This window comes from Nonlabens sp. (genome assembly GCF_039941875.1).
Classification (GTDB): Bacteria; Bacteroidota; Bacteroidia; order Flavobacteriales; family Flavobacteriaceae; genus Nonlabens.
On record NZ_JBDVDQ010000003.1, the window covers coordinates 437,443 to 450,250 of the forward strand.

8 protein-coding genes are annotated in these 12,808 nt (G+C 36.8%); 6 read left to right on the top strand and 2 right to left on the bottom strand.

What is annotated here, in order from left to right:
• Positions 1-33 precede the first annotated feature (33 nt).
• Positions 34-741 carry a UMP kinase gene (pyrH, locus tag ABJF08_RS02385; RefSeq protein WP_348114443.1) on the bottom strand — a complete coding sequence of 236 codons (708 nt, stop codon included), beginning with the start codon at positions 739-741 and terminating at the stop codon, positions 34-36.
• A gap of 237 nt (positions 742-978) precedes the next feature.
• Here pyrH and ABJF08_RS02390 point away from each other — a divergent pair, with 237 nt between their 5' ends.
• From ABJF08_RS02390 to ABJF08_RS02405, 4 genes are all read left to right on the top strand, one after another.
• Positions 979-1,542 (top strand): DUF3109 family protein, encoded by a 564-nt coding sequence (locus ABJF08_RS02390; protein ID WP_104513893.1) that lies wholly within the window; start codon positions 979-981, stop codon positions 1,540-1,542.
• A gap of 353 nt (positions 1,543-1,895) precedes the next feature.
• Positions 1,896-2,888 carry a ribonucleotide-diphosphate reductase subunit beta gene (locus ABJF08_RS02395; protein ID WP_348114444.1) on the top strand — a complete coding sequence of 331 codons (993 nt, stop codon included), beginning with the start codon at positions 1,896-1,898 and terminating at the stop codon, positions 2,886-2,888.
• A gap of 148 nt (positions 2,889-3,036) precedes the next feature.
• Positions 3,037-5,643, top strand: coding sequence for a ribonucleoside-diphosphate reductase subunit alpha (locus tag ABJF08_RS02400; RefSeq protein ID WP_348114446.1), 2,607 nt, complete (start codon positions 3,037-3,039; stop codon positions 5,641-5,643).
• A gap of 285 nt (positions 5,644-5,928) precedes the next feature.
• Positions 5,929-6,375, top strand: a complete 447-nt coding sequence (locus ABJF08_RS02405) for a PA2169 family four-helix-bundle protein (protein WP_348114447.1) — start codon at positions 5,929-5,931, stop codon at positions 6,373-6,375.
• Positions 6,376-6,499: 124 nt separating this feature from the next.
• Here ABJF08_RS02405 and ABJF08_RS02410 read toward each other — a convergent pair whose 3' ends face one another.
• Complete coding sequence (locus ABJF08_RS02410) at positions 6,500-7,417, bottom strand: hypothetical protein (protein ID WP_348114448.1); 918 nt, start codon at positions 7,415-7,417, stop codon at positions 6,500-6,502.
• Between the two features lie 408 nt (positions 7,418-7,825).
• On the opposite strand from ABJF08_RS02410, the gene dnaE reads away from it, so the two are divergent.
• Together dnaE and trxA are read left to right on the top strand one after the other, a co-directional pair.
• Positions 7,826-12,175, top strand: coding sequence for a DNA polymerase III subunit alpha (gene dnaE / locus ABJF08_RS02415; protein ID WP_348114449.1), 4,350 nt, complete (start codon positions 7,826-7,828; stop codon positions 12,173-12,175).
• A gap of 141 nt (positions 12,176-12,316) precedes the next feature.
• Complete coding sequence (gene trxA, locus ABJF08_RS02420) at positions 12,317-12,637, top strand: thioredoxin (protein WP_348114450.1); 321 nt, start codon at positions 12,317-12,319, stop codon at positions 12,635-12,637.
• Positions 12,638-12,808 lie beyond the last annotated feature (171 nt).

Below are 12,808 nucleotides of genomic sequence, written 5' to 3' on the forward strand. Positions count from 1 at the left end.
TTTATAATATGCTATGCAAATATATTGCCGTTTTTACATTTGTACTTTAGTACCTATGTTTTCTCCACTTAAGAGCTTAATTAAATTACCATTTGTATTCATGTCAAAAACGATAATAGGTAATTCATTTTCTTGACTCAAAGTAAATGCCGTAGTGTCCATTACTTTAAGACCTTTGCTCAATACATCGTCAAAGGTTATGAAATCAAATTTAGTTGCTGACGCATCTTTTTCTGGGTCTGCAGTGTAAATTCCATCTACACGAGTACCTTTAAGAATAACATCTGCCTCTATTTCTATAGCTCTTAGAACAGCAGCACTGTCTGTAGTAAAGTAAGGATTACCTGTTCCACCACCGAAAATTACTACGCGTCCCTTTTGTAAATGCCTCATGGCCTTGCGACGTATAAAAGGCTCAGCTACTTCGTTGATTTTAATCGCAGTTTGTAATCTAGTAGGTACATCAGCATCTTCTAGAGCACTTTGTAACGCAAGACCGTTAATTACGGTTGCTAGCATACCCATATGGTCACCTTGTACGCGATCCATACCATTACTAGCTCCAGCAACACCTCTAAAAATGTTACCGCCGCCTATTACTATGGCTACCTCTATACCTAGATCGGTAACTTCTTTTATTTCCTGAGCATATTCTGCCAGGCGTTTAGGATCGATACCGTACTGTCGTTCACCCATTAAGGCTTCTCCAGATAGTTTTAATAAAATGCGATTATATTTCATAACATAGATGTGTGTGCTGCAAATATAAATGAATTAGAAATCCTATTAAATTTTTATTTAGGTATCGCTTTCGCGAAAGCGATATAAGTACAATCATCTGTAAACATATAAGGAGTGATCATAAAACTAATATTTTAAAACGTGTCTATGGTTTATTTATGGGCTATGTATTTAGAATCTAAGATTGAATTCTTAATTCAGGTTCAAAAGCTATCTTTGCAATCTAATATTTGCCTTATGTTCCAGTTAGGAAAAACCATTGTGTCTGATGACCTTCTTGAAAAAGACTTTGTATGTAATCTTACTGCATGTAAAGGAATTTGTTGTGTAGCAGGAGAGGCTGGCGCGCCTCTTGAGCAAAAGGAGTTAGATATACTAGATCGTGAATATGAGAAGATAAAACCTTATTTACGTCCAGAAGGTATTGCGGTTATAGAAGAACAAGGTACGTGGATAGAGCGTGAGAATGGAGAGCTAGAAACACCACTTGTTAATAATGAAGAGTGTGTTTATGCTACTTTTAAGGAAGATGGTACGGCATTGTGCGGTATAGAGTCTGCTTATAGAGATGGTAAAACGACTTTTTACAAACCTATCTCTTGCCATTTATATCCAGTGCGTATTCAAGAATATACCGATTTTAAAGCGGTGAATTATCACAAATGGCAAATTTGTGACGATGCCTGTGCGCTAGGTGAAGAGTTAGGCGTACCAGTGTATAAATTTTTAAAAGAACCACTGACTAGAAAATTCGGTCAGGAATGGTATTCTGAATTAGAAGAAATCGCAAAGGATTTTTAGAGCGGTAATTCAAAATCTGCGTTTTTAAGGAGTGTTTTTTACAGTTCTGCTTTTATAAAATCGTGGATAACTTCTTATAAAAATACTCTAACTTACCGTAGGAAAAGTCCTCAAACCGTGGCTCAGTAGTGATGAAATAAGTGATTTAACATTTCTAAATTGCGTAAAAAACCATTCGTCGTAACAATATGTTAAACGACTGTAGGTTAGTTTTTTGCAGCAAATAATTCACAAAAGTTCTATGTTGAAAACTTGTGAAAAAGGCAAATGTTAAAACCTCCATATCGCCTCAAACTTTAGCCATCTTTGTTACTCTTAAGTTTTAAGAAATTAACGAGATAATTAAAGGCCACATGCAGACGACTCAAGAACCTATATTACAAGAGAATCCAAATAGATTTGTTATTTTTCCTATTCAACATGATGATTTATGGGAATGGTATAAGAAACAACAAGCTTGTATCTGGACAGCCGAAGAAATCGATTTGCAAGTTGATATTACAGACTGGGAACAATCTCTTAATTCTGACGAGCGTTATTTTATAAAACACATTCTTGCTTTTTTTGCAGCAAGTGACGGTATTGTAAATGAGAATTTAGCAGAGAACTTTGTAAATGAAGTTCAATATTCAGAGGCTAAGTTTTTCTATGGTTTCCAGATCATGATGGAAAACATACATTCTGAGACTTACTCGCTTCTTATTGATACTTATGTAAAAGACGATAAAGAAAAAGACCAGCTTTTTAAAGCGATAGAAAATTTCCCGGCGATTAAATTAAAGGCAGACTGGGCAATGAAATGGATTGATAGTCCATCATTTGCAGAGCGTCTTATTGCATTTGCAGCGGTGGAAGGTATTTTCTTCTCTGGTGCTTTCTGTTCTATTTACTGGTTAAAGAAACGTGGTTTAATGCCAGGACTTACGTTTTCTAATGAATTGATATCTCGTGATGAGGGTATGCACTGTGATTTTGCAGTACACTTACATAATCACCACCTTATTAATAAAGTACCTAAAGAACGTATCACAGAAATTATTGTGGACGCCTTAAATATAGAGCGCGAGTTTATTACAGAGTCATTACCTGCTAGTTTAATAGGTATGAATGCAAAATTAATGACTCAATACCTAGAGTTTGTAACAGACCGTTTACTAGTAGAGCTAGAGTGCGAGCCTGTTTATAACGTGACTAATCCGTTTGATTTTATGGATTTAATAGGTATGGAAGGGAAGACCAACTTCTTTGAAAAAAGAGTAGGTGAGTACCAAAAAGCTGGTGTTATGAATAGTACTAAAGAAGATAAAGATTCTATGGATTCTTTTTCTTTAGATGCTGATTTCTAGATCGCAACAGCTTTAAATCTTACAACTGTACTAGTTGTTCCATTATAGATTACCGAAAATATGTCAAGATATTTTCACTTATGTTAACCCAATTACAAGAGAAAGGGAGTAGAATCCTTATCTCTTAACCCAAATAAAATAGTTCAATATGTTTGTAGTAAAAAGAGACGGCCACAAGGAGCCAGTGATGTTTGATAAAATCACAGCGAGAGTACGTAAATTATGTTATGGTTTAAGTAATCATGTAGACCCAGTAAAAGTAGCTATGCGTGTAATCGATGGGTTATATGACGGTGTTACTACTAGTGAACTAGATAACCTAGCTGCAGAGACTGCTGCAACTATGACTACTGCACATCCAGACTATGCAAGACTTGCAGCGCGTATATCGGTTTCTAACCTGCACAAAAACACAAAAAAGACCTTTACTGACGTAGTAACAGATCTTTATCAATACGTAAATCCGCGTACGGAGAAAGCTGCACCTATGATCTCTGACGAGGTGTATAAAGTAATACAAGATAATGCAGACCGCTTGAACTCGGCCATTATCTATAATCGTGATTTTGGGTACGATTACTTTGGGTTTAAAACATTAGAACGCAGTTATTTATTAAAAATTAACGGTCAGATTGCAGAGCGTCCACAACACATGTTAATGCGTGTGTCTGTAGGTATTCATATGGACGATTTAGACGCAGCTATAGAGACCTATGAGTTGATGTCTAAAAAGTTCTTCACTCATGCAACACCTACATTATTTAACGCAGGTACACCTAAACCTCAAATGTCTTCTTGTTTCTTATTAACGATGCAAGACGATAGTATAGAGGGTATTTACGATACATTAAAGCAAACAGCAAAAATCTCACAAAGCGCTGGTGGTATAGGTCTATCTATTCACAATATACGTGCGAGAGGTTCTTACATAGGTGGTACTAACGGTACTTCTAACGGTATTGTACCTATGCTTAAAGTATATAACGACACAGCGCGTTATGTAGATCAAGGTGGAGGAAAACGTAAAGGTTCTTTTGCTATTTATATGGAGCCATGGCATGCAGATATCTTTGATTTCCTTGATCTTAAAAAGAATCACGGTAAAGAAGAAATGCGTGCACGCGATCTATTCTATGCGATGTGGATCTCAGACCTTTTCATGAAAAGAGTAGAGACTAACTCTACATGGACATTAATGTGTCCACACGAGTGTCCAGATCTTTATAACCTTCATGGAGATGAGTTTGAAGCATTGTATACTAAATATGAGCAAGAAGGAAAAGGTCGCAAGACCATCCAGGCTCGTGAATTATGGGATAAGATACTAGAATCTCAAATCGAGACTGGTACACCATATATGTTGTATAAAGATGCAGCAAATAATAAATCTAACCAGAAGAATTTAGGTACCATCAGGTCTTCTAACTTGTGTACAGAGATCATGGAGTACACATCTCCAGACGAGGTTGCAGTATGTAACCTAGCCTCTATCGCATTACCTATGTTTATTAAAGATGGTGCATTTGATCATAAATCACTTTATAAAGTAACAAAAAGAGTAACTCGCAACCTTAATAAAGTTATCGATCGCAACTATTACCCAGTAATCGAGGCAAAAAATTCTAACATGCGTCACAGACCAGTAGGATTAGGTATTCAAGGTCTAGCAGATGCTTTTATCATGTTACGTCTTCCATTTACTAGTGACGAGGCAAAGAAATTAAACTCAGAGATCTTTGAGACTTTATACTTTGCAGCTTGTGAGGCTTCTATGGAAATGGCTATTGAAGAAGGACCTTATTCTACATTTGCCGGTTCACCTATGTCAAAAGGAGAATTCCAGTACAACATGTGGAATGTAAACGATACAGATTTAAGCGGTCGTTGGAACTGGGCAGACCTAAGAACTAAAGTAATGGAGCACGGTGTGAGAAACTCACTATTAGTTGCGCCTATGCCTACTGCTAGTACTTCTCAAATCCTTGGTAATAACGAGGCGTTTGAGCCTTATACTTCTAATATTTACACACGTAGAACGCTCTCGGGAGAATTTATCGTAGTAAACAAGCACTTACTTAAAGATCTTGTAGATCTAGGACTTTGGGATGATAGTTTGAAGAATGCTATTATGAGAAATAATGGTTCTATCCAAGCAATTGAAGGAATCCCAGAAGATATTAAAGAGCTTTATAAAACAGTGTGGGAATTGAAGATGAAAGATATTATTGATATGTCTCGCGAGAGAGGTTTCTTTATCGACCAGTCGCAATCCTTAAACCTGTTCATGGAAAACGTGACTACTTCTAAGCTTACCTCTATGCATTTCTATGCGTGGAAAAGTGGTTTAAAAACAGGAATGTATTACCTAAGAACTAAAGCAGCAGTAGATGCAATTAAATTTACAGTAACAAAAGAAAAGAAAGCGGCACCTATCACAGCACCTGCAGCAGTAGAGGTTCCTGTTCTTAGTACAACAGCGCCAGCACAAGCAGCAAATACATTAAGAGCACAACAGCAAGTATCACAACCAGCTCCCGTACAGCCTCAAGCAGCTGCTCCAGCACAGTCTCAGTCTCTATTTGTAGAAGATAGTGCGCCAGCAGCGGCAAATGTTATGAATCAAACGCAGCCAGTTGTGAATACTAACGTGATCACAGAAAATGAAGAAATGACTGCCGAAGAATATAAATTAATCTTGCAACGAGCAAAAGACGCTGCCAGTAATGGTGACGACTGTGAGATGTGCGGTTCATAATTTTAATTATATTTATTACTAAAACGTATCAAAGCCCAATCCTGTGATTGGGCTTTTTTATGTTCTATAGTTTCGCTTTCGCGAAAGCGGAATGGTAAACTATTTTAAGAGGTTGTTTTGAATGATACAAAAACCTTAAATCTCTTAACATAAAAACGAGATAAAGTAAGGTAATCTTAAATCTCTACTAAGCTTTTTTTAAACCTGTCTTAATCGGTCGTTTGTAACTGGTTCATTGTTATATGTTTGTGGTGTAATTAATTATTAACCATACAAACAAATATTATGAACTACACAAAAGAAGTATCACAAAAATTAAATGATTTACTAACTAAAAACTATGATGCAGAGGCTGGATATAAACTAGCAACAGAGCAAGTGAATAGCAGTAGATTAAAAGACTTTTTCTCAAAACAACAACAAGAGCGTTATAATTTTGGACATGAATTAAAGGAAGAGATTAAAAGTTATGGAGAGAGTCCAGAAAAAGGGACAAGTTTAAAAGGAGATGCACATCGCACCTGGATGAATATAAAGTCCACTTTTACCTCAGATAATGAAGAAGCAATTCTAAAAGAGGCTGTAAGAGGTGAGAAAAGCGCAGTAGAAGAATACAATGAAATTATTGCAGAAACTACCTTGCCACCATCAACAAAAAGCGTGTTGATAAAGCATAGAGATACTATTCAAAATGCATTAATTAAAGTAAATGCCATGGAAGAAATAGCCTAATAGAATAGGTGTAAAATAGTAAAAGCTCGATCTTTTAAGATCGAGCTTTTTTATGTCCTATTTTTAAGGTTTATAGAAGCGATTTTCTGGTAAGAGTTCTCTTCTATAAAATAGAACTAACTAATTATTTTGCTTTCTTAGAACCGACTGAAAGCGAATAGGTCACTCCTAGATTAAAATAATTAGAATCTCCTACATTGCGTCCGTCGACTAGTGTTCCATATCCAGCGCTTAATCCTAATGAAGGGAGTACAGGTACATAAGCGGTAACACCTATACGTGTATAATCTACTTGTGTCTCTGGAAATCTACCACCAAAATCTGCGTCAGAAATATCTCTACCGTCAGAAGAAGACTGGTAATCCATCCATGCTTCTACATAAAAAAGAGCGTTAGAATATCCTATTTTACCCATGAATAATAAAGCATCTGGTACATCTAGATCGCTACCACCGTTAACACCTATATTATCATCTGCATCACCACGTAGACTGTATCCTGCAACCGCTGTAGCAAATAAACCAGAGTCTGCCTGTAAGTGAGCACCTAGATGTAAGTTAGTCGTTACCGCTCCAGAACCTAGAGATAATATACCGTTAGGCTCATAACCACCAGGTAATGTAACACCTACAGCACCTAGACCGTCTAGTCTTGCTTTACCTAGTTTTGTACTGAAGGCTCTGTATTTACCGTATAAACTTATATCTTGAAAATCAGATTGCTCTGTTGTCCCATTTACTGGGTCTGCAACTCCATTTCCTTGAGCGCTTATATAAGGTGCATTTGCGATAACAGTAAAGTTATCTGTGATGGAATACTTTGCATATAAATTATAAATATCTTGATCTATTTCATTGTGAGCAGGTATAGGGTCTACTTTATCTTTTCCTATATAAAAAGCGTCAAAGGTACTGCGTGTATAACTTGCTGTAACAGATAAATCACCCTTAGGGTTAAAAAAACCATCTACCAGTCCTTGAGAAAATACAGTAGATGTAAATACTACTGAGAGTAATAAGGTGAATAAAAAATTTGTTTTCATGATAAAATTTTAAAATTGAATATTAAGTCTGAGTTTATTCTTTAAGACAGTCAGCGTTTTTAGTTCTTATAGAAGCTTACTGTTTTTGAACATAACAAATAGCGATATTTTAATTCACGATTGCCTCTCGTTTTCATTTCATTTCTATCACATGTTATTGCAAGATTGTGATAATTGTGTCGGGATAAGTAAGAATGGTTTTGTTTGTCAAGCATCTCTAGTGACTATTGAGACGTAATTTTAACTTAGATTGTTCATAACTCGGCTTTCAAAAAGCAACTCAAAGACCTATATTTAAAATCCGAAAAATAATTACATTACAGTTTTCATACTATTGATAATCAGTTTTATGTAAATATTTTTCAACTCCTTTTATAGAAGTAATTTCATCTTTTAGAACACGCGCTTATGTACTTAATTTTTGACACAGAAACTACTGGATTACCTAAACGCTGGGATGCACCTTTTACAGATGTAGATAACTGGCCTAGGGTTATACAGATAGCGTGGCAGTTGCATGATGAGATGGGTAACCTCATAGAGGCTCAAGATTACTTGATACAACCAGACGGCTTTGATATTCCATATGATGCAGAGCGTATACATGGTATCTCTACAGCACTAGCTCAAAAAGACGGTATTACTCTCGTAGAGATGTTAGAGAAATTTAACATTGCACTTAGTAAAACAAAATTTATCGTAGGTCAGAATTTAAAATTTGACCTTAATGTAACAGGAGCAGAATTTGAACGTACCCAAATAGGTAACGATTTACAAGAATTACCTGTTCTAGACACTTGTACAGAGCATACAGCAAATTTATGTCAGATTCCAGGTGGGCGATATGGTAAATTTAAATTACCGACTCTTACAGAGCTGCACCAGTTTTTGTTTAATCAGCCCTTTGGAGAAGCACATAACGCCACTGCAGATGTGGAGGCAACCACGCGTTGTTTCTTAGAATTACTTAGAAAAGAGCAGTACTCGCTAGAACAACTAGGTTTTGAAGATGGATATTTTTTACGCTTTCGCGAAAGCAACCCTACAACCATCGCACCGGCAGGAATAAAGCATGTCAATCTTAAAAAAGCATCAGAAAGATTAAAGTCTAACGATAGTCCAGAGATTTCTAAGGCAGAAATTAAAGAGAACTTAAATGAATTAAGAGATGCGAGTTTTGCACACTTACACAGTCATAGTCAGTTTTCTATATTACAATGTACGGCTAGTGTAAAAGATTTAGTTACAGCTGCTGCGGCAAATAATATGAATGCCGTTACCATTACAGACCATGCAAACATGATGGGAGCATTCCATTTTGTACGTGCCGTAAAAGCACATAATGCGAGTCTAGCCGATGCGGAAGAAGTTGAAGAAAAAGAACCTATAAAACCTATTATAGGTTGTGAATTCCAGGTGTGTGAAGACATGTACGATCGTACACATAAGGATAACGGATACCAGATAGTAATTCTGGCCAAAAACAAGAATGGATACCACAATCTAGCCAAAATGGCAAGTAAAGCCTACACAGATGGGTTTTACTACATGCCGCGTATAGATAAAAAACTGGTAGAAGAATATAAGGAAGACCTAATTGTCCTAACAGGAAACATGTATGGAGAGGTACCTTCTAAGATTTTGAATTTAGGAGAAAACCAGGCTGAAGAAGCGCTACTGTGGTGGAAAAAACACTTTGGCGACGATCTTTATGTTGAGGTAATGCGTCACGGTCAAGAAGATGAAAATCGTGCAAACGAGGTGTTAGTTAGCTTTGCTCGCAAACACGATGTAAAAATAGTAGCGACTAACAATACGTATTACATACATAAAGAAGATGCCAACGCTCACGATATTTTACTTTGTGTAAAGGATAATGAAAAACAAGCAACGCCTATAGGTCGTGGCCGTGGTTACCGTTATGGATTGCCTAATCAGGAGTATTATTACAAGTCTGCTCCAGAGATGAAAGAACTCTTTAAAGACTTGCCTGAGGCGATACTTAACGTACAAGAAGTAGTAGATAAAGTAGAGGCATATGAGCTGGCGAGAGATGTACTGTTACCTGCCTTTGATATACCTGCAGAGTTTGTAGATGAAAATGACGCGGCTAACAATACTAAGAATGGTGAGAATAGCTATTTGAGACACCTTACTTATGAAGGTGCAAAAATACGTTATGGAGAGATCACTCCAGAAATAGAGGAGCGACTAGAATTTGAGTTAGACACGATTAAGAAGACCGGTTATCCTGGTTATTTCTTGATTACTTGGGATTTTATAAAAGCAGCCAGAGACATGGATGTGGCTGTAGGACCTGGTCGTGGTAGTGCCGCAGGTAGTGTGGTAGCCTATTGTTTATGGATTACAAATGTAGATCCTATACATTACGACCTGCTTTTTGAGCGTTTCCTAAATCCAGATCGTGTATCCATGCCTGATATTGATATAGATTTTGATGATGAGAACCGTTACAAAGTAATGGACTACGTTATTGAGAAGTATGGAGCGTCACAAGTAGCACAAATTATTACTTATGGTACGATGGCTGCAAAGTCATCTATTAGAGATACGGCTCGAGCACTAGATTTACCATTACAAGATGCAGACCGTGTGGCAAAATTAATTCCTGATTTTGCTAAATTGAAGAAAATGTTTGCTCTAGAAGATAATGAGATCGCAGGAAAATTCCGTGGTGATGATGCAGACATGGTGCGAGAATTAAGAAGCCTAGCGGAAGGAAATGATCTTATCGCAGAAACCATACAGAAAGCTAGAATTCTAGAAGGATGTGTGAGAAATACCGGTGTACACGCCTGTGGTGTGATCATTACACCAGATGATCTTACTAATTTTGTTCCTGTAGCCACAGCAAAGAATTCAGACCTTTATGTGACACAATTTGATAACGAGGTCGTAGAAAGTGCTGGATTACTTAAGATGGATTTCTTGGGATTAAAAACCTTGAGCCAGATTAAAGATACCGTTGCTATTATTAAGGAACGTCATGGGATAGAGCTAGACATAGAATCTATACCGCTGGATGATGAGAAGACTTATGAGCTTTTCCAGCGTGGAGAGACTACTGCCATATTCCAGTATGAGAGTTTGGGGATGCAAAAGTATATGAGAGAGTTAAAACCTACTCAATTTGCCGATCTTATTGCCATGAATGCCTTGTATAGACCTGGTCCACTGGAGTATATTCCAGAATTCATTGATCGTAAACATGGTCGTAAAGAGATCGTTTATGATCTAGATGCGATGGAAGAATACCTTAAAGAAACGTATGGTATTACTGTTTACCAAGAGCAAGTAATGCTACTATCTCAAAAGCTAGCAAACTTCTCAAAAGGTGATGCCGATGTTTTGAGGAAAGCTATGGGTAAAAAGCAAATGGCAACGCTACAGAAGATGAAGCCTAAATTTCTAGATGCTGGAGAAGGAAATGGGCATGACCGTACGGTATTAGAAAAAGTATGGAAAGACTGGGAAGCCTTTGCATCTTATGCCTTTAATAAATCTCACTCTACCTGTTATGCATGGATAGCTTATCAAACGGCCTATCTAAAAGCAAATTATGGTGCAGAGTTTATGGCAGCAACCTTATCTAACAACATGAACCAGATTAAGGATGTGACTAAGTTTATGGACGAGTGTCGCCGTATGGGACTCGATGTATTAGGTCCTGATGTAAATGAATCTAATTATAAATTTACAGTAAACCCTAAAGGAGCGATACGTTTTGGGATGGGAGCCGTAAAAGGTTTAGGTCATGGAGCGGTTATGACTATTATAGAAAATAGACAAGATGGGCATTACAAGAGCATCTTTGATATGGCAAAGCGCATAGACCTGCGTGCTGCAAATAAAAAATCTTTTGAAGCACTAGCTTTAAGCGGTGGTTTTGACGGATTAGGAGGAGAGAACCGTGCGCAATTTTTTCACGAATTTGATAACGGACAGATATTCTTAGAACAAGTAGTTAAGTATGCACAGAAGTTTCAAGAAAATGAGAATAGTGCTCAGGTGAGCCTTTTTGGTGAGGCAAGTGATGTACAAATTCCAGAACCACAATTACCTGTTTGTGAAGATTGGGGAACGATGGAGAAGCTGAAAAGAGAACGAGAAGTAGTAGGAATCTATATATCTGGTCATCCACTAGACGATTATAAACGAGAGATGAAATTCTTTTGTAATGCAAACCTCGCTGCTATGAAAGATCTCACACCTCTAGTAAATAGAGAGCTTACCTTTTGTGGGGTAATATCTGAGGCACGCCATATGATGAGTAAGGCAAATAAACCTTGGGGTATTTTTACCATGGAAGATTATGACGAGTCTTTTGAATTCAGAATGTTCGGTGAGGATTATTTAAAATTCAGACACTTTTTAGTACCTAACAGTTTCTTACATGCTAAGGTGAAAATACAACAGGGCTGGATAGATAAGAATACCGGTAAGCCGCGAGACCCACGTATTTTATTTGTTCAGATGGCACAATTACAAGATGTCATGGCGCAAGCTGCAAAGAAACTTACTATAGAATTTCATGTTAGTGAAATACTAGAAGAACGCATTGCTGTATTAAAGGAGGCGTTAGATAAGCATCAGGGAGATCACAGATTGCTCTTTAATTTAAAAGATCATGAAGAGAAGATTTCTATAGATATGTCTGCTAGATTACAAAAGGTAAATGTAAGTGCAGAGCTGTTGCAACTGCTAGATGATAACGACATAACCTATGGGGTGAATTGATACCATCTTGAGATGATAAAGTACTTATTATCCAGTCGGCATTAAAAAGTGAAATATCAATATAAGTAACTACAATACTAGACTAGTGTGTATGGCGTTAGTTTTGTTTAAATTTGTATATAATTATTAAAGAAAAATATCATGGCACTAGAAATAACAGATGCAAACTTTGAAGAAACAGTATTAAAAAGTGATAAGCCAGTATTGGTTGACTTTTGGGCAGCGTGGTGTGGACCATGTCGTATGGTAGGACCTATCATTGATGAGGTTTCTACTGAGTATGCTGATAAAGCTGTAGTAGGTAAAATGGATGTAGATGCAAATCAAGAATTTGCTGCTAAATATGGTGTACGTAACATCCCTACAGTATTAGTTTTTCAAAATGGAGAAGTAGTAGGTCGTCAGGTAGGAGTTGCTCCTAAAGATGCTTATACAGAAGCTTTAGACTCTCTTTTGAACTAGTATTCAAAACATAAGATAAAAAAATCCTGCTCCAAAAGAGTAGGATTTTTTTTGCTCTTTTCTTAAAAAATAAATCGATAATAGCCTTGTTGAAATTTTAACCCTTTAAGGGTCAATTTTAATATAACCCTAATACTTTTCCAGAGTATTTGGGCTACCTTGAAAATAAAA

Excerpts from the sequence above, each read along its gene's own strand:
- pyrH (WP_348114443.1), bottom strand. The coding sequence starts at position 741 with ATGAAATATAATCGCATTTTATTAAAACTATCTGGAGAAGCCTTAATG.
- ABJF08_RS02390 (WP_104513893.1), top strand. The coding sequence starts at position 979 with ATGTTCCAGTTAGGAAAAACCATTGTGTCTGATGACCTTCTTGAAAAA.
- ABJF08_RS02395 (WP_348114444.1), top strand. The coding sequence starts at position 1,896 with ATGCAGACGACTCAAGAACCTATATTACAAGAGAATCCAAATAGATTT.
- ABJF08_RS02400 (WP_348114446.1), top strand. The coding sequence starts at position 3,037 with ATGTTTGTAGTAAAAAGAGACGGCCACAAGGAGCCAGTGATGTTTGAT.
- ABJF08_RS02405 (WP_348114447.1), top strand. The coding sequence starts at position 5,929 with ATGAACTACACAAAAGAAGTATCACAAAAATTAAATGATTTACTAACT.
- ABJF08_RS02410 (WP_348114448.1), bottom strand. The coding sequence starts at position 7,417 with ATGAAAACAAATTTTTTATTCACCTTATTACTCTCAGTAGTATTTACA.
- dnaE (WP_348114449.1), top strand. The coding sequence starts at position 7,826 with ATGTACTTAATTTTTGACACAGAAACTACTGGATTACCTAAACGCTGG.
- trxA (WP_348114450.1), top strand. The coding sequence starts at position 12,317 with ATGGCACTAGAAATAACAGATGCAAACTTTGAAGAAACAGTATTAAAA.